This is a genomic window from uncultured Lentibacter sp. (genome assembly GCF_937123735.1).
GTDB lineage: Bacteria > Pseudomonadota > Alphaproteobacteria > Rhodobacterales > Rhodobacteraceae > Lentibacter.
Genome location: NZ_CAKZKL010000028.1, coordinates 1 through 22,743 on the forward strand (window position 1 = coordinate 1; position 22,743 = coordinate 22,743).

General features: G+C 61.1%; 23 protein-coding genes and 1 riboswitch. Of the genes, 10 read left to right on the plus strand and 13 right to left on the minus strand.

Going from position 1 to position 22,743, the window contains the following annotated elements; all coding sequences use genetic code 11:
• Positions 1–86 precede the first annotated feature (86 nt).
• From Q0478_RS07390 to Q0478_RS07400, 3 genes are all read right to left on the minus strand, one after another.
• Positions 87–452, minus strand: coding sequence for a nuclear transport factor 2 family protein (locus tag Q0478_RS07390; RefSeq protein ID WP_298677778.1), 366 nt, complete (start codon positions 450–452; stop codon positions 87–89).
• A 240-nt stretch (positions 453–692) separates the two neighbouring features.
• Positions 693–839, minus strand: a complete 147-nt coding sequence (locus Q0478_RS07395) for a DUF1272 domain-containing protein (protein WP_298677781.1) — start codon at positions 837–839, stop codon at positions 693–695.
• 25 nt (positions 840–864) lie between these two features.
• Complete coding sequence (locus tag Q0478_RS07400) at positions 865–2,322, minus strand: 2-isopropylmalate synthase (protein ID WP_298677785.1); 1,458 nt, start codon at positions 2,320–2,322, stop codon at positions 865–867.
• Between the two features lie 130 nt (positions 2,323–2,452).
• Between Q0478_RS07400 and Q0478_RS07405 the strand changes: the two genes are divergently transcribed.
• Entirely contained in the window at positions 2,453–4,111 is a 1,659-nt protein-coding gene (locus Q0478_RS07405; protein WP_298677787.1) for an NAD+ synthase, read from the plus strand.
• Between the two features lie 3 nt (positions 4,112–4,114).
• On the opposite strand, the gene Q0478_RS07410 is transcribed toward Q0478_RS07405, so the two are convergent.
• From Q0478_RS07410 to Q0478_RS07420, 3 genes are all read right to left on the minus strand, one after another.
• Complete coding sequence (locus tag Q0478_RS07410) at positions 4,115–4,501, minus strand: thiol-disulfide oxidoreductase DCC family protein (RefSeq protein WP_298677790.1); 387 nt, start codon at positions 4,499–4,501, stop codon at positions 4,115–4,117.
• Positions 4,502–4,697: 196 nt separating this feature from the next.
• Positions 4,698–5,627 carry an MBL fold metallo-hydrolase gene (locus tag Q0478_RS07415; RefSeq protein ID WP_298677793.1) on the minus strand — a complete coding sequence of 310 codons (930 nt, stop codon included), beginning with the start codon at positions 5,625–5,627 and terminating at the stop codon, positions 4,698–4,700.
• Positions 5,628–5,697: 70 nt separating this feature from the next.
• A complete protein-coding gene (locus Q0478_RS07420; RefSeq protein ID WP_298677795.1) occupies positions 5,698–6,756 on the minus strand; it encodes a hypothetical protein in 1,059 nt (352 codons plus the stop codon).
• A 169-nt stretch (positions 6,757–6,925) separates the two neighbouring features.
• On the opposite strand from Q0478_RS07420, the gene gltX reads away from it, so the two are divergent.
• Positions 6,926–8,248: a glutamate--tRNA ligase gene (gene gltX, locus Q0478_RS07425; RefSeq protein WP_298677798.1), complete on the plus strand. Its 1,323-nt coding sequence runs from the start codon at positions 6,926–6,928 to the stop codon at positions 8,246–8,248.
• Here gltX and Q0478_RS07430 read toward each other — a convergent pair.
• The gene (locus Q0478_RS07430; RefSeq protein WP_298677801.1) at positions 8,232–8,825 is read right to left on the minus strand and encodes a gamma-glutamylcyclotransferase; all 594 of its coding nucleotides are present in this window, start codon (positions 8,823–8,825) and stop codon (positions 8,232–8,234) included. The two genes, gltX and Q0478_RS07430, sit on opposite strands and share 17 nt — an antisense overlap.
• 94 nt (positions 8,826–8,919) lie before the next feature.
• Here Q0478_RS07430 and Q0478_RS07435 point away from each other — a divergent pair, with 94 nt between their 5' ends.
• The 4 genes from Q0478_RS07435 to gcvP all read left to right on the plus strand — a co-directional run bounded on the left by Q0478_RS07435 (position 8,920) and on the right by gcvP (position 14,083).
• Positions 8,920–9,372 carry an Rrf2 family transcriptional regulator gene (locus Q0478_RS07435; RefSeq protein WP_298677804.1) on the plus strand — a complete coding sequence of 151 codons (453 nt, stop codon included), beginning with the start codon at positions 8,920–8,922 and terminating at the stop codon, positions 9,370–9,372.
• 48 nt (positions 9,373–9,420) lie between these two features.
• A riboswitch (glycine riboswitch) is annotated at positions 9,421–9,507 on the plus strand.
• Positions 9,508–9,656: 149 nt separating this feature from the next.
• Positions 9,657–10,772: a glycine cleavage system aminomethyltransferase GcvT gene (gene gcvT, locus Q0478_RS07440; RefSeq protein ID WP_298677806.1), complete on the plus strand. Its 1,116-nt coding sequence runs from the start codon at positions 9,657–9,659 to the stop codon at positions 10,770–10,772.
• Between the two features lie 20 nt (positions 10,773–10,792).
• The gene (gene gcvH / locus Q0478_RS07445) at positions 10,793–11,152 is read left to right on the plus strand and encodes a glycine cleavage system protein GcvH (RefSeq protein WP_298677809.1); all 360 of its coding nucleotides are present in this window, start codon (positions 10,793–10,795) and stop codon (positions 11,150–11,152) included.
• A gap of 81 nt (positions 11,153–11,233) precedes the next feature.
• Positions 11,234–14,083 carry an aminomethyl-transferring glycine dehydrogenase gene (gene gcvP, locus Q0478_RS07450; protein ID WP_298677812.1) on the plus strand — a complete coding sequence of 950 codons (2,850 nt, stop codon included), beginning with the start codon at positions 11,234–11,236 and terminating at the stop codon, positions 14,081–14,083.
• 111 nt (positions 14,084–14,194) lie between these two features.
• On the opposite strand, the gene Q0478_RS07455 is transcribed toward gcvP, so the two are convergent.
• Together Q0478_RS07455 and Q0478_RS07460 are read right to left on the minus strand one after the other, a co-directional pair.
• Positions 14,195–16,708: an FtsX-like permease family protein gene (locus Q0478_RS07455; protein ID WP_298677814.1), complete on the minus strand. Its 2,514-nt coding sequence runs from the start codon at positions 16,706–16,708 to the stop codon at positions 14,195–14,197.
• Positions 16,705–17,391 (minus strand): ABC transporter ATP-binding protein, encoded by a 687-nt coding sequence (locus Q0478_RS07460; RefSeq protein ID WP_298677817.1) that lies wholly within the window; start codon positions 17,389–17,391, stop codon positions 16,705–16,707. Before Q0478_RS07460 ends, Q0478_RS07455 begins: the two co-directional genes overlap by 4 nt.
• On the opposite strand from Q0478_RS07460, the gene Q0478_RS07465 reads away from it, so the two are divergent.
• Positions 17,390–18,079, plus strand: a complete 690-nt coding sequence (locus Q0478_RS07465; RefSeq protein WP_298677820.1) for an arylesterase — start codon at positions 17,390–17,392, stop codon at positions 18,077–18,079. The two genes, Q0478_RS07460 and Q0478_RS07465, sit on opposite strands and share 2 nt — an antisense overlap.
• 14 nt (positions 18,080–18,093) lie before the next feature.
• Here the strand turns inward: Q0478_RS07465 and Q0478_RS07470 are convergent, their stop codons facing one another.
• A complete protein-coding gene (locus tag Q0478_RS07470; protein WP_298677822.1) occupies positions 18,094–18,306 on the minus strand; it encodes a hypothetical protein in 213 nt (70 codons plus the stop codon).
• 174 nt (positions 18,307–18,480) lie between these two features.
• On the opposite strand from Q0478_RS07470, the gene Q0478_RS07475 reads away from it, so the two are divergent.
• Entirely contained in the window at positions 18,481–18,879 is a 399-nt protein-coding gene (locus Q0478_RS07475) for an acyl-CoA thioesterase (protein WP_298677825.1), read from the plus strand.
• A gap of 4 nt (positions 18,880–18,883) precedes the next feature.
• Here Q0478_RS07475 and Q0478_RS07480 read toward each other — a convergent pair whose 3' ends face one another.
• Both Q0478_RS07480 and Q0478_RS07485 read right to left on the minus strand, forming a co-directional pair.
• The gene (locus Q0478_RS07480) at positions 18,884–19,231 is read right to left on the minus strand and encodes a RidA family protein (protein WP_298677828.1); all 348 of its coding nucleotides are present in this window, start codon (positions 19,229–19,231) and stop codon (positions 18,884–18,886) included.
• A gap of 135 nt (positions 19,232–19,366) precedes the next feature.
• On the minus strand, positions 19,367–19,573 hold the full coding sequence (locus Q0478_RS07485; protein WP_089889551.1) for a cold-shock protein: 207 nt from the start codon (positions 19,571–19,573) through the stop codon (positions 19,367–19,369).
• Between the two features lie 355 nt (positions 19,574–19,928).
• Between Q0478_RS07485 and Q0478_RS07490 the strand changes: the two genes are divergently transcribed.
• Both Q0478_RS07490 and Q0478_RS07495 read left to right on the plus strand, forming a co-directional pair.
• On the plus strand, positions 19,929–20,348 hold the full coding sequence (locus tag Q0478_RS07490) for a thioredoxin domain-containing protein (protein WP_298677835.1): 420 nt from the start codon (positions 19,929–19,931) through the stop codon (positions 20,346–20,348).
• A gap of 80 nt (positions 20,349–20,428) precedes the next feature.
• Positions 20,429–20,911 carry a transposase gene (locus Q0478_RS07495; RefSeq protein WP_298677836.1) on the plus strand — a complete coding sequence of 161 codons (483 nt, stop codon included), beginning with the start codon at positions 20,429–20,431 and terminating at the stop codon, positions 20,909–20,911.
• A 105-nt stretch (positions 20,912–21,016) separates the two neighbouring features.
• On the opposite strand, the gene ettA is transcribed toward Q0478_RS07495, so the two are convergent.
• Positions 21,017–22,672, minus strand: a complete 1,656-nt coding sequence (gene ettA, locus Q0478_RS07500) for an energy-dependent translational throttle protein EttA (protein WP_298677837.1) — start codon at positions 22,670–22,672, stop codon at positions 21,017–21,019.
• Between the last annotated feature and the right edge of the window lie 71 nt (positions 22,673–22,743).

The following is a 22,743-nucleotide window of genomic DNA, read 5'->3' on the forward strand; positions in this document are numbered from 1 at the left end:
TGGCTTTTGTCGCCGATGCTGGCCGCCGGCGCGATGGCGCTGAGCTCGGTCTTTGTGGTGAGCAATGCGCTGAGGCTGAGGCGGGCCTAGAGCGGCGCTTGTGGCGCTTGTGTGGCGCGATGGCAGGCGGCGGCGCGATGAACCTTTCCAGCCGCGTCAAAATAGAGCACTTCAGAGGCAAGAACGCCACGATGGTTCAGATAGGAAATGATCATCATGTTGTGGCCTTCAAACACGTCCTGAACCGAGAATTCCAGCTCTGGCTGGCGCGCAAGGGCTGCGCTCCAATAGGCTCGGAGGGCTTCTTTTCCATGGAGTTCTCCTGCGCCGGTGAGGGATTTGGCTTTGAGGGAATGAAAGACGATATCATCACGGTAGTGGGACATGATCGCGTCAAGATCATGCGTGTTCCATCCATCCGCCCATGACTGTGCAAATGCTCTATGGTCCATTCTTATTCCTTGTTGGCAATCGGCTTAACTGCGCGTGGCCTCATTCTGAGGTAGTTAAACTCTCGGATCAAGAAAACGTCGTCGACGCTCTGAGAGTGGCAGGCCTTTCAGTTTCAGACTGAGGTGTTCAACTTCGTGATACGTCCATTTGGAATGCTTGCGCGTGGTGCTGGCAGAGTGATGCTCCAGGCCGAGAGCAAGACCTTCCCGATAAGCTTTTTGCGGGCGGATCGGGCGGGTTTAGAAGCCGCCTCCGCAGGTCGGACAGACATTGTGCAGCACCTTTTCCACACCGTCGGCGCAATAGGTGCCCTCGTAGCTGCAGATACGCGCGTCGGTGGCTTCGGGAGGCAGGCCTGTGTCACACCGTTTGCAGTTTGGCCGCAATTTCAGCGTTCTTTACGTGCCTCGTCTACTGGTCAGCGGTTTGCGCAGGCACTTGTGGCTCTGGAGCAGCAGAGGCAGGGCTTGCGGTGTTTGCCAATACGCCGTTGGTCCACTCGCCTGTCTCGGAGCCGCCGGAGGCATAGGTTATGGTGCCAAGGCCCTGGCGTTTGCCGCGCCGGAAGCCGCCTTCATAGACATCGCCATTGGCATAGGTGGCGCGGCCCTGTCCTGAAATTTCGCCTTGTTCCCAGTCGCCTTCATAGATGAAGCCGTCGGCCATGGTGATCTTGCCTGTGCCGTGGCGCTGGCCGGCCAAGAAATTGCCCTCATAGACCGTGCCATCAGGATAGCTGGCCTTGCCTTGCCCTTCGCGACGGCCCTCGGACCAATTGCCCTCGTAGCGGTAGCCATCGGCATAGGTCATGATGCCGAACCCATGGTTCTTGGCGCTTTTGAAGCTGCCCTCATAGACCACCCCATTGGCGTAGGTGGCTGTGCCTGTGCCTTCGATCACACCGCCCGTCCAGCTGCCTTCATAGGTCGCACCGTCGGCGTAGGTTATCTTGCCCTGGCCATCTGGCTGATCGGCCCGGAAGAGCCCGGTATAAACCGCCCCGTCCGGATAGGTGACGCTGCCTTGCCCCTCTATGCGCCCGTCCATCCAGGCACCGGTGTAAACATAGCCGTCTGCCCCCGTGAAGCGCCCTTGGCCGTGGCGTTTGTCACCGGCGAACTGCCCTTCATAGACATCGCCATTGGCATAGATGACTCGCCCCTCACCCTCGCGGCGCCCCTGCACGAGGCTGCCTTCAAAGACATCGCCATTGGCTTGGGTGAGCTTGCCGGTGCCACCGATTTGGCCGGCGCTCCAGGTGCCTTCATAGATCAGCCCGTCAGGCATTGTCAGGCGGCCCTGTCCTTGGCGCGCGCCCGCGGCGACATCGCCGATATAGATGGCACCATCCGGGTAGGTGATGTGGGCACTGCCCTCCTTGAGTCCACCCACCCATGTGCCATCATAAATATAGCCATTGGGCGCAGTGAGCAGCCCTTTACCGTGGTGCTGGGCGTTGAGAAACGCCCCTTCATAGCGCAGCCCATTGGCATATTGCGCCACGCCCTGACCGGCGATCTTGCCGTCAGACCAGCCGCCTTCATAGCTGCCCCCATCGGCAAAAATAATCCGCCCCACGCCCTGCGGCTTGCCCTTTTCAAATTCGCCCTCATAGACCGATCCATCCGGAAAACGCGCCACGCCGCGCCCCTTGATCTCTCCGTTGACCCATTCGCCCGAGTATTCATAGCCGTTGGGCAGCCGATAGGTGCCCGTGCCATGCTGCAACCCGTCTTTGAAGCTGCCCTCATAGAGGCCGCCATCATCATATTGCTTGGTGCTGGTGGGTGTTGTCTGGGCCAGAGCAGGGTGGCTCACCGCGAGCGCGGCCACGGTAGAAAGAGCCAGTCTGGTGGTGCGAAGTCTCATGGGGTGTCCCTTCTCTTCTCCGGCTGTTTGGCCAAAGGTAAGCGAGCCTGCGTCTTTGGGCAACGGGTTCTTCTTTCCCTTGGCGGAGTTTATGCTAAATCAGCTGAGAACGGCGGGCAAGGAGCGCAAGATGGCCAGAAGTTTTCGCATAATGTTGGGGCAGTTAAACCCTGTTGTGGGCGATATTGCGGGCAATATCGCCAAAGCGCGCAAGGCCTTCGAGGCCGCGCGCGCAGCCGAGGTCGATATGCTGGCGCTGCCGGAGATGTTTGTCACCGGATACAACGCGCAAGACCTTGTGAGGAAACCCGTTTTTCACCAAGCGGCGATTGCGGCGATCGAGGCGCTGGCGCTTGAGTGTGCCGATGGGCCGGCGCTGGGCATCGGCGCGCCGGCGCTGGAGGGCGCGGCCTTTCACAACGCCTATTATGTGTTGCAAGGCGGCCATGTGAGCGCGCGGGTCTTCAAGCATCACCTGCCAAATGAAACCGTCTTTGACGAGCGGCGCATCTTTGATCACGGCCCGATGAGCGGGCCTTATACAGTCAATGGCGTGCGCATCGGCAGCCCGATTTGTGAAGATGCCTGGCATGAGGATGTCTGCGAAATGCTTCAGGAAAGCGGGGCCGAAATCCTGCTGGTGCCCAATGGCAGCCCCTATTACCGCGGCAAACATGAGACACGGCTCAACCATATGGTTGCGCGTGTTGTCGAGACAGGGCTGCCGCTTGTCTATCTCAACATGGTGGGGGGACAGGATGACCAGGTGTTTGATGGTGGCTCTTTTGCGCTCAATCCACATGGCGCGCTGGCGCATCAGCTGCCGGTTTTTGAAGAGGAGCTGCGGGTGGTGAGCCTGCAAGACAGCGGCGAGGGCTGGAAGATCGTCCAAGGCGAGATGGCCAAGCTGCCCGACACTTGGGAGCAAGATTACCGCTGCATGGTGGAAGCGCTGCGTGATTATCTGGGCAAGACAGGTTTCAAGAAGGTGCTGCTGGGGCTTTCCGGCGGGGTCGACTCCGCGATTGTCGCCACCATTGCTGTCGATGCACTGGGAGCGGACAACGTGCGCTGTGTGATGCTGCCGTCCGAATATACCTCGCAGGCCTCGCTTGATGATGCCAAAGATATCGCCATACGGCTTGGATGCCGCTATGAGGCAGTCCCGATCACGGCAGGGCGCGAGGCGGTCACGGCAACGCTGGCGCCGCTGTTTGAGGGCCGCGCCCCTGATGTCACCGAAGAGAACATCCAGTCACGCCTGCGCGGGCTGCTGTTGATGGCCATGTCCAACAAGTTTGGCGAAATGCTGCTGACCACCGGCAACAAAAGCGAGGTTGCCGTGGGCTATGCCACGATCTACGGCGATATGGCGGGCGGCTACAATCCGATCAAGGATCTTTACAAAACCCGCGTTTTTGAGCAGTGCCGCTGGCGCAACGCCAATCACCGCGCTTGGATGCAGGGTCCGCAAGGCGCGGTGATCCCGACGGCCATCATTGACAAACCCCCCTCCGCCGAGCTGCGCCCTGACCAGAAAGATGAAGACAGCCTGCCCCCCTATGAGGTGCTGGACGACATTCTGGAGCGGTTGGTGGACAAGGATCAGTCGGTGGCAGAGTGCGTTGAGGCGGGCCATGACCGCGCCACTGTGAAGCGGATTGAACATCTGATTTATATCAGCGAATACAAGCGCTTTCAGGCGGCTCCGGGCACAAGACTGACGCAACACGCCTTTTGGCTGGACAGGCGCTACCCGATTGTCAACCGCTGGCGCGATCCGGGCTGAGGCTCACTGGCGGCGCAGCCTTGTCACCAAGCGCGCAAGGGTTGGGCGCAAGGGCAGAAAGCCGCGATAAGCCCGTTCAAGAAACGGGGTCACGCCCGGCATAGCGGCGAGCCGGGCGGCCCAGCGCCAGCGCGGCAGCTGCGCCCAAATGGCCGCAAACCCGCGTGCCCCCGAAACCAAGGCCCCATCCGCCGCGCGCACATGAAACCGGCCCAGAGCCGCTTCGCGCGTGAGGCCCTCGCCCAAATCACTCTCCACCGAGGCATCGAGAAAGCGCAACCTGTCAGCGCCCTCTTGGCGTTTGTAGTGCGCAATTTCCAGCGCACAAAGGGCGCAGGACCCGTCATAATACACGGTGAGCTTTGCAGCTGAGGTATCTGTCTTTTCCATAGTTTGGTTACGGCCCGCAAAGCACAGCAGCTCAAAAAAGCCTCAAGCCGCTTCTTCTGGTCAAAAATACCTTGGGGGAGGTTTCAAAAGCCCGAGGCTTTTGAAACCAGGGGGCAAAGCCCCCACTTGAAAGGGGGGTCTGGGGGCTTTGCCCCCAGCGGGTCGGATTTTCGCGCAGCGAAAATTCGAAACCAGATCACCCCATCAAAAGCTGATAGCTCGCGGCCACATAGTGAAAGCCTTCGCCGCGGGCCTCGACATAGCCGAGGGCCGGGAAGGGCATGTGATAGCCGATGAAAGGGATTTTATCAGCTGCCATCATGCCCAGCATCTTGCGGCGGGTTCGGGCGGCCATGTCCTTGTCGCGGTCAAACTTCACTTCCCAGTCGGGATAGGCGAGCGACCAGACATAGTGGTTGGCAAAATCCGCCCCGAGCACAAGCTGTGCGCCCTCGCTTTCCAGCCGATAGGCCATGTGGCCCGGCGTGTGGCCAAAGGCGGCCATGGCGGTGATGCCTGAGGTGACTGTGCCGCCGTCGTTGAGCATGGTCATCTTGTCGGCCAGCGGGCGCACGTTGTTCTTGAAGCCTTCGTTTTCGGTCGTGTCCCAGGCGTTGAATTCGGCGGCACCCGTGACGTAATCGGCATTGGCAAAGGTTGGCCTGCCGCCGTTCATCAGCCCGCCGATGTGATCGCCGTGCATGTGGGTGAGCACCACCGTGTCGATGTCTTCCGCTGCATAGCCCGCAGCGGCCAGTGCGCCGGTGATGCCGCTTGCGTTCAGGCCCGTGTCAAACAGCACGAGCTTTCTGCCGGTGTTCACCACCGTGGGCGTGAAGAAAAACTGCGCCTTGTCGGTGGGAATGTTGGCGGCTTCAGACGCTTTGGCAAACTCGTCCGGCGTGGCGTTCAAGCCGAAGATGCTTTTGGGGTCGGGCACGGTGCGCGTGCCGGCGAGCAGCGAGGTGACCTCAAAGCGGCCAAGCTTCACACGGTTGAACGTGGCGGTGGCTGCGCCCATCATTTCGGCGGCGCCAAAGGCGGGGTTGGCGCTGGCCGCGGCGAGGGGCAGAGCGGCGGCGCCGAGCAGGGCGGCGCGGCGGGTGATATGGGGCGAAAGGGTCATGGCAGGATCCTCCTTAAAGCTTAAGTCTGATACGATGTGCTGCGAGGTCTGGATCCAACACCAGCTGCTTTCATTTAAGGGCAGAGTTGGTGCAGGCCATAAGCTTGTGTAAATTGCTGCGCAGCGGTTGGCTGGTGTGGGTCACGGTGCGAATGAACGGCCCGAAGTGGACATAGGCACGGGCCACATGCAGGCTGGCGCAGCGGTCCGAGGGGGGCTTCAGGGTGCCATTGGTGTCGCGGTTTTTCGGGTGGGTGTTGCTTGCGCGCTCCGTTAACATTTGCACATGAAAGCTCTGCGTGAGTTTGTTCACACCGCAAAAGGCATTGAAGCTTTGGCTCGGGCTGCCCACAAAAAGCCCCATCTCCTGTGTGCTCATCTCCGCCAGAGTGTCAGAGGCTGGCAGCCCGGCGGCTTTCCAAGCGCCTGTGCAGGGCAGGATATTGCCGCCTTTGTGCAGCACGAATTGAAACAGGCCGATGTTCCAGCGTGACGCCTCATTGCTGTGTCGTTTGTCATAGTAGAACTTTACACCGGGGGGCTTGCTGTAGGACGCGCCGAGCAGTTTGCGTGCGCGGCTTTGGCTGAGGGAGGTATCCGGATCGCCGAGAGACTCGGTGTAGGCCAGACACCCCATCAAGGCCTGCCAGTGCCGCTCTTTGCCTTTTGCGCTGGCGGCATTGTAGCTGTTTTCAAATGCTTGCATGAGGCGCAATTCCTCGCTTCCGAGGGCCTGACTGTTGCGCAAAATGCGCTTTGCATCACGTTCGCTGGTTTGGCAAAGAGGCTGGCTGGTGAGGCTGATCGGCGTGTTGCGACGGGCCGAGGGGATGTGAAACAGCGCATCATAGCCGTCAAAAACGACCCGTCCGGTTTGCAGGTGGGCGCGGATAGCCCAGGCGATTTCCTGTGCAAAACTTGTTTTTGGTGCGCCCTGCACTCCGGCGCGGTCAAAGCGCGCGTCGCGGATGCGGGGCCGGGTGAGCTGTGGAGTCTGGCTCATCTGAGTGTCGATGCGTTTGAAAAGCCTTTCGCTGGCAAAGCTTGTCTCTGCCGCAGCACCGAGAAACAGGATGGCCAGGCCAAAGAGCCCACCAACACGCAAGCGCGCCTTTTGCTTATGTTTCAAAACCATTTTCCTTTTTAACACACGCGCTTTTGTAGCTGTTTTGAGCCTAAGCTCTGGGCAGATTCTGTCAAGTTTTGTGCCTGATGCCAGCGCGTTGGCTCATCGGGCTTGGACTGGACATTGCCTCACGGGTATGGGACACCGCGCCTGCCCATTTCGGAGAGCTTAAATGACTGTCACACGCTTTGCCCCTTCGCCCACTGGATACATCCATGTTGGCAACCTGCGCACCGCGCTGATGAATTTTCTCATCGCGCGCAAGGCCGGTGGCGCGTTTATCCTGCGGATTGACGACACGGACCCTGAGCGCTCCAAGGAAGAATATGTGGATGCGATCAAGGAAGATCTCGAATGGCTTGGCCTCACGTGGGACCGTGTCGAACGGCAGTCCTTGCGGCTTGAGCGCTATGAGGCGGCGGCAGAAGAGCTGCGCCAGATGGGCCGTTTTTACGAGGTGTTTGAAACACCCACCGAGCTTGACCTCAAGCGCAAGAAGCAACTCAACATGGGCAACCCTCCGGTCTATGACCGTGCGGGCCTACACCTGAGCGCGGCCGAGAAAGACGCGCTGCGCGCCGAGCGCGGCGGCTACTGGCGCTTTTTGCTCGATCAGGAGCGGATTGAATGGGCCGACGGGATCATTGGCGAGATGTCGATTGATGCGGCCTCTGTTTCGGACCCTGTGCTGATCCGTGCGGACGGGCAGGTGCTTTACACGCTCGCCAGTGTGGTGGACGACACCGAGATGGGCGTCACCCATGTGGTGCGCGGGGCTGACCATGTGACCAATACGGCCACGCAGATCCAGATCATCGAGGCCTTGGGCGGCAAAGTGCCGAGTTTTGCGCACCATTCGCTCCTCACAGGGCCGCAGGGCGAGGCGCTCTCAAAGCGGCTGGGCACGCTGGCGTTGCGCGATTTGCGCGCGCAGGGTGTCGAGCCGATGGCGCTGTTGAGCCTGATGGCGCGCTTGGGCTCGTCAGAGCCGATGGAGCTGCGCACGGATATGGCCGAGCTGATCGAGGGGTTTGATGTTGGCCAGTTCGGCACAGCGCCGACAAAGTTTGACGTGGCCGACCTGTTCCCGCTGACGGCGAAATATCTGCACGCGCAGCCCTATGTCGCCGTGGCCGATGATATTGCCGCCTTGGGCGTGCCGGCGCAGCAGGCGGAAGCCTTCTGGAATGCGGTGCATGAAAACATCGAAACACGCAAAGATCTTGCGGGCTGGTGGACGCTGATCACCCAAGGCGCTGTGCCTGTGATTGACCCGGAAGACGCGGAGTTTGTGGCCGAGGCCATGGCGCTTTTGCCCGAGGGTGAGCTGACAGGCGAGAGCTGGGGCGCGTGGACGGCGGCTGTAAAAGACGCCACGGGCCGCAAGGGGCGTGGGCTGTTCATGCCGCTCAGAAAGGCACTTACCGGGATGAGCCATGGGCCGGATATGGCGGCACTTTTGCCGCTTTTGCAGGTGATCAAGGCGCGCGGCTGAGGCCGCCTGCGCTCACAATCGGGCTGACGCCGAGGCGCGCGAGGCTTTTGTCTACGAAAGCAAGCTCCTTGCCCGAGAGCTTTTGCGCACGCGGATAAAGCGGTGCGGCGCGGTCATTGAGCAGTGGGGCGTTCCAGCCGGATGTGGTGGCAAAAAAGCGGGCGGCGCCTGCTTCGCCGAACTCTCTGAGATAGCCTTGGATGACCACGTCGAGATAGCTCAGAAGGATCGGGTTTTCCAACGACGGGTCAAAATGATCGCCCTCCTTTATGGCGTAGATGGCGATAGAGGAGGCGGTGTTGCCCAGGCTGTGGCTGATCTGATGCGCCACGCCCACACGGGCGTAAGCGTGTTCGCGCGCATCCAATGCGGCCCAGTCATCATTGGGGACATGGGCGATGAGACCGTCGATTTCGCAGGCCGCATCGGGAATGGCTGTCAGAAAGGACACCGGCCTGAGCGCGGTGCTGCGCCAGGCCCGCCGCCAACCGCGCGCGCGCGCCGGAGAGGCCTCGCCAAACCCGTGCGTGGCCCGATTGACCAAAGATCCATATCCGAAAAAGAAGGCGCGTTGCATGGTGGATGGATGGGCGCGCTGTTGATTTATGTCAAATGGTTTTGGGAGTTGATGGTATATGTCACATGCAGATTTTGCCTCTGGAGGGCCATTCATGCGCGTTACCAAACGGACAAACATTGCGATCAGAATCCTTATGTTTTGTGCCGTCAACCCGGGTCGGCTGGTGACAAAATCTGAGATTGCCGGCCCCTGCAACGCCTCGGAGAACCATCTTGCACAGGTGATCAACCGCCTGGGCCAGCACGGTTTTTTACACACCCAGCGCGGGCGCAACGGCGGCTTGAAGCTTGCGCGGCCAGCGCGCGAGATCAACATTGGTGATGTGTTTCGCGAGTTTGAGAGCGAAGTGCCGCTGGCAGAGTGCTTTGCTGATGCGGACAACTCCTGCCCCCTCAAAGATGCCTGCCGGCTGCGCATTGCCATTCAGGATGCCGCAGAAGCCTTTTATGCGCATCTGGACGGTGTGACGCTGGATGCGCTTGTCTGTGACAACGCGCCGCTTGAGGCCATTCTGGGCACCTTTCACTGTGCCCACGCGGGCTGACGACAATTTCGCACTTGCGAGACAGAGGGCGGTGTCCTAACCTATGCGCACAAATTCTCGGGAGAATTGGCCCAGGCCAATGCCGAAGGAGCAACCGCCCCGGAAACTCTCAGGCGACAGGACCGAGGATTTGTCTAAAAATCTGGAGAGAGGCGCAGGTGCGCCCGCCGAAGGGATAGCGATCTCAGGCAAAAGGACAGAGGGGCATCAAATGGGCGCCAGAAAGGCGCGCGGATATGATGCCTGCAAGATGCACAGTTTTGGCAGGTTTAAGGGGAAAGCCGATGGCCGATTTGCTGCGCACGCCGCTATATGACATGCACCTTGAGCTGGGGGCCAAGATGGTCCCTTTTGCGGGCTATGAGATGCCCGTGCAATATCCGCTCGGTGTGATGAAAGAGCATTTGCACTGCCGCGCGCAAGCCGGGCTGTTTGACGTGAGCCATATGGGGCAGGTTATCTTGCGCGGCGCCACTGCGGCGGAGGGGCTGGAGCGGCTCATTCCACAAGACGTGATCGGGCTCGGGGAGGGCCGCCAGCGTTACGGGTTTTTCACCAACGCACACGGCGGGATCGAGGACGATCTGATGTTTGCCAACCGTGGCGACCACCTCTTTTTGGTGGTCAACGCGGGTTGCAAGGCGACCGATGTGGCGCGGCTGCGCGCGGCTTTGGAACCTGAGGTGCAGGTGGATTACATCGTGGATCGGGCGCTCTTGGCGCTGCAAGGCCCTGCGGCGGAGGCGGCTTTGGCTGCGCTTGCGCCGGAGGTGGCCGAGATGAGATTTATGGATGTGGCCACGGTCTCGCTCAACGGGGCGGAGTGCTGGGTTTCGCGCTCGGGCTACACGGGCGAGGACGGATACGAGATTTCAGTTCCTGCCGAGGCGGCTGTGGCGCTGGCGCAGATATTGTTGGCGGATGCGCGGGTGACCCCCATCGGCCTTGGCGCGCGCGACAGCTTGCGCCTTGAGGCGGGGCTGTGCCTTTACGGACATGATATTGACGCCACCACCAGCCCTGTCGAGGCGGCGCTGAGCTGGGGTGTCCAGAAGCTGCGCCGCGCGGGTGGCGCGCGCGCGGGCGGCTTTCCGGGGGCGGATGTGATCCTTGCCCAGATTGCTGACGGTGCGCCGCGCAAGCGTGTGGGGCTTTTGCCCGAGGGCCGAGCACCCATGCGCGAGGGAACCGAAATATTTGCGCAAGCTGACGGCGGCGCGCCTCTCGGCCGTGTGACGTCTGGCGCCTTTGGCCCGACGCTGCAAGCGCCGATGGCGATGGGCTATGTGCCCAGCGAGATGAGCCAGACCGGCACCCAGCTTTTTGGCGAGGTGCGTGGCAAGCGCCTGCCCGTGCGCGTGGCGGCGCTGCCCTTTACCCCTGCAAATTTCAAACGCTGAGACACCCAAGGAGATTAAGCATGAAATACACGGAAGAACACGAATGGCTGCGTGAGGAAGACGGGCTGATTGTTGTCGGGATCACCGAGCACGCCAGCGAACAACTGGGCGATGTGGTGTTTGTCGACCTGCCCGAAGAGGGCACGGAAGTGACCAAGGACGAGGAGATCTGCGTGATCGAGAGCGTCAAGGCTGCCTCGGACATTCTTGCACCGCTGGATGGCGAGATTGTCGAAGTGAACCAGCTGATCGTGGACGAGCCCAGCAAGGTCAATGATGACCCGCTCGGGGATGCCTGGTTCTTCAAGATGAAGCCGTCGGATTTGAGCCCGATGGAAGATTACATGGATGAAGCCGCTTACAAGAAGTTTGTCGGCTGAGCCTGGCTGCGCCGTGGGGAGCCTGCGGCGCGGATATTTGTAGCAATAAGAAAGCGCAACCTGTGCGCCTTGGAGGATGTCATGCCATTCACACCGACCGATTATCTGCCCTATGATTTTGCCAATCGTCGCCATATCGGGCCGAGCCCGGCGGAGATGGACGAGATGTTCAAGGTGCTCGGTGTCGACAGCCTTGAGGCGCTGATTGATGAAACCGTGCCCAAAAGCATCCGCCAAGACGCGCCGCTGGATTTTGGCAAGCCGCTTTCTGAACGCGAGTTGATGCACCGGATGCGGCTGACGGCGAGCAAGAACAAGGTGCTGCGCTCGCTGATCGGGATGGGCTACCATGGCACGGTGACGCCGCCGGCGATCCAGCGCAATATCCTTGAAAACCCAGCTTGGTATACGGCCTATACGCCCTATCAGCCCGAGATTTCCCAGGGCCGGCTTGAAGCGCTTTTGAATTTCCAGACCATGATCACAGACCTTACCGGGCTGGATGTGGCCAATGCCTCGCTTCTGGATGAGGCCACGGCTTGCGCCGAAGCCATGACGATGGCGCAGCGCGTGAGCAAATCAAAGGCGCGGGCGTTTTTTGTGGATCGTGATTGTCATCCGCAGAACATCGCTGTGGTGAAGACCCGTGCAGCGCCGCTGGGCATCGAGGTGATTGTTGGCAACCCTGACAAGATGGACGCCAGCGCGGTCTTTGGGGCGCTGTTCCAATATCCCGGCACCTATGGCCATGTGCGCGACTTTACGAGCCACATCGCTGCGCTGCACGAGCACAAGGCGATTGGCATTGTCGCGGCGGATCCGCTTTCGCTCACGCTTTTGAAAGAGCCGGGCGCGATGGGCGCGGATATTGCGGTGGGCAACACGCAGCGCTTTGGTGTGCCGATGGGCTATGGTGGGCCGCACGCGGCCTATATGGCCTGTAAAGACGCCTACAAGCGCAGCCTGCCGGGCCGTATTGTGGGCGTTTCGGTCGACAGCCACGGCAACCGCGCCTACCGCCTCAGCCTGCAAACCCGCGAGCAGCATATCCGCCGCGAGAAGGCGACAAGCAATGTCTGCACGGCGCAGGCTTTGTTGGCGGTGATGGCCTCGATGTATGCGGTGTTCCACGGCCCCGAGGGGCTGAAGGCGATTGCGCAGCGCATTCACCGCAAGACCGTGCGCCTGGCCAAGGGGCTTGAGACGGCGGGCTTCAAGGTGGACCCGCAGAGCTTTTTTGACACGATCACGGTGGATGTGGGCCCGCTTCAGGCGGCGGTGATGAAATCGGCGGTTGATGAAGGCGTGAACCTGCGCGCCGTGGGCGAGAGCCGTGTGGGGATAGCGCTGGATGAGGCGACGCGGCCTGAAACAGTTGAAGCTGTCTGGCGCGCCTTTGGCATCGCGCGCAAGGACAACGACTTTGCGCCAGAATATCGGGTGCCGGACGCGTTGCACCGCGAGAGCAGCTATTTGCAGCATCCGATCTTTCATATGAACCGTGCGGAGACTGAGATGATGCGCTACATGCGCCGTCTCTCGGACCGCGACCTCGCGCTTGATCGGGCCATGATCCCGCTTGGCTCTTGCACGATGAAGCTCAATTCGGCGGCGGAGATGATGCCGGTGAGCTGGCGCGAGTTTTCCATGATCCACCCGTTTGTGCCGCAAGATCAGGCGCTTGGGTATAGGGAAATGCTTGATGACCTCACCGCCAAGCTCTGCACGATCACTGGCTATGACGGCATGTCGATGCAGCCCAATTCGGGCGCTCAGGGCGAATATGCTGGCTTGCTCACGATCAAGCAGTATCACGAGGCCCAAGGGCAGGGGCACCGCGATGTCTGCCTCATTCCGATGTCGGCCCATGGCACCAACCCGGCCAGCGCACAGATGGTGGGGTGGAAGGTTGTTGTCATCAGATCGGCGGAAAACGGCGATATCGACCTTGAGGATTTCCGCGCCAAGGCCGAAGAGCACAAGGACAATCTCGCCGGCTGCATGATCACCTACCCCTCAACGCATGGGGTGTTTGAGGAAACGGTGCGCGACGTCTGCGACATCACCCATGCCCATGGCGGGCAGGTTTATATCGACGGGGCCAACCTCAACGCGATGGTGGGGCTTTCCAAACCCGGCGATCTGGGGGGCGATGTGAGCCACCTCAACCTGCACAAGACCTTCTGCATCCCGCATGGGGGCGGCGGGCCCGGCATGGGGCCGATCGGGGTGAAGGCGCATCTGGTGAAACATCTGCCCGGCCATCTGCAAACGGGTGGCACGGCGGGGCCGGTGAGCGGCGCGCCCTATGGCTCGCCTTCGATCCTGCCGATCTCCTGGGCCTATGTATTGCTCATGGGGGGGGAGGGGCTGACGCAGGCGACGCGCGTGGCGATCTTGAACGCAAATTACATTGCCAAGCGGCTGGAGGGGGCCTTTGAGGTGCTTTACAAGGGCCGTAACGGGCGGGTGGCGCATGAGTGTATTCTGGACACGCGCCCCTATGCGGAGAGTGCGGGTGTGACGGTGGATGATATTGCCAAACGCTTGATGGATAACGGGTTTCATGCACCGACCATGTCCTGGCCTGTGGCGGGGACGCTGATGATTGAGCCGACGGAGTCAGAAACCAAGGCTGAGCTGGACCGCTTTTGTGAGGCGATGCTGTCGATCCGTGAGGAGATCCGCGAGATCGAGGAAGGGCGGATGGACGCTCAAAACAACCCGCTGAAGAACGCGCCGCACACGATGGAAGACCTCGTGCGCGATTGGGACAGACCCTATAGCCGCGAGCAGGCCTGTTTCCCGAGAGGGGCCTTTCGCGTGGACAAATACTGGCCGCCTGTGAACCGTGTGGACAACGCCTACGGCGACCGCCACCTTGTTTGCACCTGCCCACCGCTGGAGGACTATGCCGAAGCGGCGGAGTAGCGCAGAGGTGTTGCGCTTTGGCTGCGCCAAAGCGCGGCGGGCGAGGGGGCTTTGCCCCCTCGCGCTCCCCCAGGATATTTGAGGCAATAAGAAAGAGCAGGCTCTTTTAGTCTAGCCCTCGCTGCGCAGGGTTTGGGCGGGTTTGGCTTGCAAGGCGCGAAGCGAAAAGCCGATGTTGGCCAGAAGGTTGGCCAGAACGCCGCAGGCGAGGATGGTCAGGGCCGAGGACCAGATGACTGTGAAGTCAGAGTCAAACACAAAGCGGCTCACGGCCCAGGAGGCTATCAGCCCCGCGACAAGTGCGACAAGCGCTGCAGCCGCACCCAGAAGGCCCGCGCGCAACAAAAACGAGCGCAGGATCTGTGCGCGGCTTGCGCCGAGTGTCTTGAGGATAGCGGCCTCGCGCTGGCGGGCGGGGGCGCCTGTGCCTGCGGCGCCGATGAGCACCACAAAGCCCGAGAGTATTGCCGCCGCCGCGCCCCAGCGTGTGGCGCTTGCCAGCGTGCCCAGCACCTCGGAAACCCGCGCGATGGCCTCGCCCACGGGCACGGCTGTGATGTTTGGATAGGCCGTTGACATATCGCGCAGAATGGCGGCTTCGGCCTCTTTGTCGGCGTAGACTGTGGCGATGAAGCTGTGCGGTGCCCCCGCCACGGCCCCTGGATTGAGGGCCATCACAAAGCCGATGCCGGCAGTGGAGAAATCCACATCTCGGAGGGCGGTGATCTCGGCGTCTATCGGGCGGCCCAGGATATTGAGGGTGAGAATGTCGCCCAGTTTGAGGCCGATTTCCTCGGCCTCTTCGGCGGCGACACTCACTTGGGGGGGGCCATTCGCCCCTTTGGGCCAGTGGGTGCCCGCGACGATACGCCAGTTTTCGGGGAGCGCATCATAGTAGGTGATGCCGCGATCGCCCTCGATCACCCAATGACCGGGGGCGACCTCCTTGGCCGGCATGCCGTTGATTTTGGAGAGCAGTCCACGCAGCATAGGGGCGGTTTCGATGCGGCTCACCGAGGGGCTGCGCTCGAGCTGGGCCTGGAAGGGGCCGATTTGGTCTTTTTGAATGTCGATGAAAAAATAGGAGGGCGCAATTTCGGGCAGCTCGCCGGTGATGGCGTTTCGCAGGTTGCCATCGACCTGGCCCACGGTGGACAGCACCGTCAGCCCCAGCCCCAGCGACAGAACCGTGGTGAGCGCATCCGAGCGGGCGGCACTGAGGGAGGCCAGAGCGAGCCGTGTCATGGGCGCGCGTGCGCGGCGCTGAGCGCGGCGCGCGAGCAAGCGCAGGCCAAGTGCTGCGAGGGCAAGCAGCCCCAGCGCTGCACCCAGCGCAAAGCTCGTGTAAAGCGTGAGTTCAACGCTGCCTGAGAACCAGATTGCCAAGACAATCAGCACTCCGCTCAGCAGCCCGATGAGCGCCAGAAATGGCCAGCGCGGCAAGCCCGCTGTTTGGGCGTCACTGTCGCGAAAGAGGGTGGCCGCGCGGAGGTTTTCGCTGCGGGCCAGTGGCCATATGGTAAAGATCGCGGCGGTCAGAACACCGTAAACGGCGGCTTCCACAAGCGGCTCAGGCGAGAGCGTAAAACTGGCGGGAACCGGCAGCAGCGTGCCCAGCCAGGGCCCGAGCAGCACCGGCAGTCCGCCGCCCAGCACAAGCCCAAGGCCGATGCCAAGCAAGGCCATGGCGCTGATTTGAAGGGCGTAGCTTGTGAGGATGGTGCTGCGGGATGCGCCGATACTGCGCAGGGTTGCAATCACCCGGGTTTTGCGCGCCAGATACGCGCCGACAGCAATGGAGACCCCAATCCCGCCCATGGCGAGGCCGGAAAAGCCCACCAGCACCAGAAATGCCCCCAGACGGGCGATAAAGGCGGAGGCTTGGGGCGCAGCATTGCGGGCATCCGTCCAACGCAAACCGCTGTTTGGCAGGGCCGCGCTCAGCTCTTCTTGTAGGGCGTCAAGCTGGGTGCCGACGGGCAGCGCCAGCCGGTAAGCGCTGTTAAACAGCGTGCCGGCCGAGAGCAGGCCCGAGCCGTCCAGCGCCTGGCGATAAAGGAGGGTGCGCGGGCCCAGCGAAAAGCCGCTGGCGACGCTGTCAGGCTCGTGCACAAGGGCGGCGCGCAGGGTGAGGCGGGCTTCGCCCAGCTGGAAACTCTCGCCGACGGTCAGCCCGAGGCGGGCGATGAGATCAGGGGCCATCACCGCCCCAAACTGCCCATCCGTGTGCGCGAGCGCCTGCGCGAGGGGGATGTCTGGCTCAAGGCGCACAGCACCGGTGAGCGGATAGGCGGTGTCAACGGCTTTCACCTGTGTGAGCACACGCCTGTCGCCCACCGCGGCCAACGACCGAAAATCAGCCACCTCTGACAGGGCCTCGGCGCGGGCCTCAAGCAGGGCGCGTTCCTCGGCGCTGGCAAAGCGGTAGGTGAAAGAGACCTGCGCATCCCCGCCCAACAACACGGCGCCGTTTTCGGACAGGCCGCGCTCCAGCGCGCTGCGGATTGTGCCGATGGCCGCAATGGCGGCCACGCCAAGGGCGAGGCAGATCAGGAAAACATAAAACCCCCGCGCCCCGCCACGCAGCTCGGCGCGGGCGAGCCGGGCTGATGTGCGCAGGCTCACGTTTGACCCTCTTCTGGCTGAAGGCTGCCGCCTTGAAGGCGGATGACGCGGCCGCAGCGCGCGGCCAGGGCAGTGTCATGGGTGACCAGCACAAGGGTTGTGCCCGCCGCAGCGCAGAGATCAAAGATCAGCCCGGAAACGGTGGCCCCTGTTGCGCTGTCAAGGTTGCCCGTGGGCTCATCGGCGAGCAGGATCTTGGGCTTTGGGGCAAGGGCGCGGGCGAGGGCCACGCGCTGTTGCTCGCCGCCCGACATCTGCGCTGGAAAATGCCCTGCGCGCTCTGAAAGCCCCACATTTTCAAGCCCTTGCAACGCTTTCGCCCGGGCCTCCGGCAGGCCCGCAAGCTCCAATGGCAGGGCCACATTTTCCAGCGCGGTCAAGGTGGGAATAAGGTGGAAAGACTGAAAGACAATCCCCATATGTTTGAGGCGAAACCTGGCCAAAGCATCTTCGCTCAGGGTGCCGAGATCTTCACCGAGCGCAGAGACCTGCCCCTCGGTGGCGCGCTCCAGCCCGCCCATGAGCATGAGCAGCGAGGACTTGCCCGAACCGGACGGCCCGGTAAGAGCAAGGGTTTCTGCGGGGTTTACGACAAGAGAGATGCCGGACAGAATGTTAACAAACCCGGCATTGCCCGCCAGAGACAGGCCGGCATTTGTCAAATTAAGTATAGGAGAAGTCATGGAAAATATATTCTCAAAGGGCGCCTTGACTGTTTCATATGGGGCCTTTGGGGCCATGCGCAAGGCGGCTTTGGCACTTGTGCTGATTTGTCTTGGCGCGGCGCAGGCTCAGGCGCAGGCGCTGCGCGTTCTGGCGTTCGGGGATAGCCTCACCCAAGGCTACGGGCTGATGGAGCAAGACGGGCTTGTGCCGCAGCTGCAAGCCTGGCTCACAGAGCAGGGCGCGCAGGTGGTTGTGGTGAATGGCGGGGTCTCCGGGGACACCACGGCGGGCGGCGCGGCGCGGATCGACTGGAGCTTGAGCCCTGATATTGGCGCTGTGATGGTTGCGCTTGGGGGCAATGACATGCTGCGCGGGCTCGCGCCGTCAGCGGCCAAGGCCAATCTGGCCAAGGTGATAGAAGCAGTGCAAGCTCTTGAATTGCCTGTTCTTTTGGTGGGTTTGCAGGCCCCTGAAAACTATGGGTCTGCCTATAAGGCAGAGTTTGAGGGCCTCTATGAAGAGCTGTCACAGCAGTATGACACGCTCTATGAACCCAATTTTTTGGCCGCTTTGGGCGCCACGCCGGCGCAGGCGCTGACATGGATGCAAAGCGATGGCATTCATCCGAACGCAGCCGGGGTACGCAAGATTGTGGCACAGTTGGGGCCACGGCTTCTGGAGCTTGCAGAGCAAGCGCAGAAGTGAGCCAGCGGGCGGGCCTAGCGCACGGTCAGCCCCTTGCGCGCCGCTTCAGAAAGGCTCTGAGCCGTGATTTGCACAAAGGAAACGGCCAGAACAAGGGCTGCGGGCGCCAAAGCGCCGGTGAAATAAACGGCGAGCGCGGCAAACAGGCCCAACCCGAGGAAAAAATACCCGATCAGCGCGGCGCACAACCCGAGGCTGCTTCCAACAATGAGTGTCACGATCAACATGGTTTGATCCCTATTTGAACTTTGCCAGTTTTGGTGGCGCAAAACGGCAGCAATGAGGCACCGGTTTGAAAAAATGCGGGCAGACCGCGACAAGTGTTACGATTTTGCCGAGGATAATTTATAACACTTACGAAAGCGTTAAGCGCGCGGGCAGAATTGTGGAAAGGGTCAAACATGGACGAGGACGCACCGAGAGGCGAGCTGACATTGCGCACGCTGGCCCTGCCGGCGGATGTGAATGTGAACGGCGATATTTTTGGTGGCTGGGTGCTGGCGCAAATGGACATTGCCAGCGGAATTGTGGCCGCCGAGCGCGCCAGCGGGCGGGTTACCACGGTGGCTGTGGATGCGATGAAATTCATCCGCCCCGTGCAGGTGGGGGATGTGCTGTGCGTCTATGCCTGGGTGGAGCGGATCGGGCGCACCTCGATGGCGATCGGGCTTGAAGCCTGGGCGCGGCGGCGCAACTCAGGGCTGCGCGAAAAAGTCACGGAAGGCCTGTTCACCTATGTGGCCATTGACGAGGCGGGCCGCCCGCGGCCTGTGCCTGAAAAAGGCAGATCTGCGCCCTAACCCCTTATTTTGCGGCGGTTATCAGCAGTTCAACTTTGAGCTCGGGCCGTGCCAATTTGGCCTCGCCACAGGCGCGTGCCGGGGCATGGCCTTGGGGCACCCAAGCGTCCCAGACTGCATTCATGGCGGCGAAATCGGCCATATCGGCCAGCCAGATGGTGCAGTGAAGGAGTTTTGTTTTGTCAGAGCCGGCCTGCGCCAGAAGGGCCTCTATTTTCTCAAGGCAATCACGGGTTTGCTGGGCGACATCGCCCTCGGGGTTGCCGACCTGACCAGCGAGATAGATGGTCTCTGCGTGGATCACGATCTGGCTCATGCGCTCGGTGGTGTGGTGACGGGTGATCTGGGCCATGGGGCGCTCCTTGTTGGGGGTGCGCCAGAGCCTATGGGAGGGCGGCGGCGAAGAAAAGAGCCCATCGAAAAGGGCGCAGAAAAGAAAAAGGCGCACCCCGAGGGATGCGCCTTTTCCTGTTCAAAAAAGAACAGCTTACATCAGTTCGATGTTGGAAGCTGCTTCACGGCCGTCGCGGCCGGCTTCGATGTCGAAGCTCACTTTTTGGTTGTCGGCGAGGCCTGTGAGGCCTGCGCGCTCAACGGCTGAGATGTGCACAAACACGTCTTTTGAGCCGCCATCAGGAGCGATAAAGCCGAAGCCTTTTGTGGAGTTGAACCATTTTACTGTGCCAGTAGCCATCAGTGTTTTCCTTAAGTTTTGTTGCCCGCGTAAGTGCAGCAACCCGGCTTATCACGTCGTCGTCGTCTAGAACTGTGAGCCGGTGGTCGGAAAACAGGGGTCGAGTAGAAGATCGTAGCCCAACCCATATGGCAGTGAACGCGAGTCGTTACAAGGGGAAGCAGCGCGCGCTGGGGTTAACGGGTGAAACGGGCACCAAAATGGGGGGGGTGACATGCGTGCACAGAGCGTGCACCAGGCGTGCACCGGTGAGAGGTTAATTTTTGTTAAGGAAATTTGGTTAAGGCGGCGTGCGGTGGGCTTGATAGTTTGGAGTGCAAACGTATATTGAAACTGGAATGTGATGGAGGCCGAAATGGCGGCAAAGAAACTGACCTGCCTTGCCTGTGCGCAGGTGAACCGTGTGCCCGAAGAGCGGCTCGCGGCGGCGAAATGTGGAACCTGTGGTGCGAAGCTGATCACGACCAAAGCCGTGGAGATTGATTTTGCCACGCTGCAAAAAGCGGCGCGCAACGACGAGCTGCCGCTTGTGGTGGATTTCTGGGCACCGTGGTGCGGACCCTGCAAGATGATGGGGCCGGAATTTGCCAAAGCGGCTGGTGCGCTGGCGGGCAAGGCGCGGCTGGTGAAGGTGAACACCGAGGCCGCGCCGAAGGCGGGGCAGGCCTACGCGATACGCGGCATCCCGACGATGGTGCGCTTTGAGGCCGGGAAGGAAAAGAAGCGCCAGAGCGGGGCCATGCGCGCGGGGGATATCGTGCGTTGGGTTGGGTGAGCTTTGGTGGGGTGGTGCGCAGTGAATGCGCACCCTACGGCGTTGAGGGAGTATTAACCTTGATTGGATAGCTTGGCGGCATGTCAAACTATATGCGGCCCCATGTTGCGGGGGCGACAATCTTTTTCACGGTGAATTTGGCGGATCGGGGGGCAGCTCTGTTGACCGAGAGGGTCGATCTCTTGCGAGAGGCGGTTTTGCAGACCAGAGAGGAGCGCCCCTTTCACATAGATGCTTGGGTGGTGTTGCCGGATCACATCCATGCCGTTTGGACATTGCCCTCGGGAGACGATGACTTTTCAACGCGTTGGGGCGTGATCAAGGCGCGGTTTTCGCGGCAGGTGCCGAAGGGGGCTCAGAGGGCCAGCCACATCCTGCGCCGCGAGAGAGCGGTTTGGCAGCGCCGGTTTTGGGAGCATCACATTTGCGGACCGCAGGAGTATGCGAAGGCTTTGAGCTATTGCTATATGAACCCCGTGAAGCACGGGTATGTAGATGCGCCGCAGGATTGGGCGTTTTCCTCGGTGCATCGAGATATCAGAGCCGGCCGCTGGGCAGCGTAGGGTGCGCATTTATTGCGCACCGCTGTTTTGTTGGGCGCTGGAGGTGCGCAGTGAATGCGCACCCTTGTTGGGGACTGAGGTGCGCAGTGAATGCGCACCCTACGGTTATCTGGAGAATTTTTTATGCTTGAGCCGTTTCGGCTCCAGAGCATCCGCGCCAAGGCGGCGTTTTTTGTCTTCTTCGTAGTCCTCGAAGTTGCCTTCGAACCATTCGACATGCGCATCGCCTTCGAAGGCGAGCATGTGGGTGCAGATGCGGTCGAGGAAGAAGCGGTCGTGGGAGATGACCACGGCGCAGCCGGCGAAGTCGGTGAGGGCGTCTTCCAGAGCGCGCAGGGTTTCCACGTCCAGATCGTTGGTCGGCTCGTCGAGCAGGAGCACGTTGCCGCCTTCTTTCAGCAGCCGCGCCATGTGGACACGGTTGCGCTCGCCGCCTGAGAGCAGGTTCAGCTTTTTTTGCTGATCGCCGCCTTTGAAGTTGAAGGCGGAGCAATAAGCGCGGGAGTTGACCTCCGCGTCGCCCAGCTGGATGATGTCGTTGCCACCCGAGATCGCCTGCCAGACGGTGTCATCGGGGTTGAGATCATCGCGGGACTGGTCGACGTAGCTGAGCTGGACCGTGTCGCCATAGGTGACGGCGCCTTCATCGGGCTGTTCTTGCCCTGTGAGCATTTTGAAGAGGGTCGACTTCCCTGCGCCGTTGGGGCCGATGACCCCGACAATACCGCCCGGCGGCAGGGCAAAGGAGAGGTTTTCGACCAGAAGCTTGTCGCCCATCGCCTTTTTGAGGCCCTCGACCTCGATCACCTTGCCGCCGAGGCGCGGGCCATTGGGGATGATGATCTGCGCGCGGCCGAGCTTCTCGCGCTCGGACTGGCTGGCCAGCTCGTTATAGGCGTTGATCCGCGCCTTTTGCTTGGCCTGGCGAGCTTTCTGGCCCTGACGCATCCACTCAAGTTCGCGCTCGAGCGTCTTTTGCTTGGATTTGTCTTCCTTGGATTCCTGCTCAAGGCGTTTGGCCTTTTGCTCCAGCCACGAGGAATAGTTGCCCTCGTAAGGAATGCCGCGGCCCCGGTCGAGCTCGAGAATCCAGCTGGTGATGTCATCTAGAAAGTAACGGTCGTGGGTGACGCAGAGGATGGTGCCCTTGTAGTCGATGAGGTGCTGTTGCAGCCAGGCAATGGTTTCGGCGTCAAGGTGGTTGGTCGGCTCATCCAGCAGCAGCATGTCGGGCGCTTCAAGCAGCAGCTTGCAGAGCGCCACGCGGCGCGCCTCGCCGCCGGAGAGGCTGGCGACATTGGCGTCATCGGGCGGGCAGCGCAGGGCTTCCATCGCCACGTCGATCTGGCTGTCCAGATCCCAGAGGTTCTCGGCGTCGATCTCGTCTTGCAGCGCGGCCATTTCATCGGCGGTTTCGTCGGAATAGTTCATGGCCAGCTCGTTGTAGCGCTCAAGCTTGGCTTGCTTTGCGGCCACGCCGAGCATGACATTGCCGCGCACATCGAGGGTTTCGTCAAGCTTGGGTTCCTGCGGCAGGTAGCCCACGCGCGCGCCCTCGGCGGCCCAGGCCTCGCCGGAGAAGTCTGTATCAAGGCCCGCCATGATCTTCATCAGGGTGGATTTACCGGAGCCGTTGACGCCGACCACACCGATTTTCACACCCGGCAAAAAGCTCAGGTGGATGTTTTCAAAGCATTTCTTGCCACCGGGATAGGCTTTGGAGACGCCTTGCATGTGGTAGACATATTGATACGCGGCCATGGGAACCCTCATGTGATCTGTGTGAATGTGTTGGCGGTGGTGATAGCCTTTGGCGGGCGCGGGGGCAATCA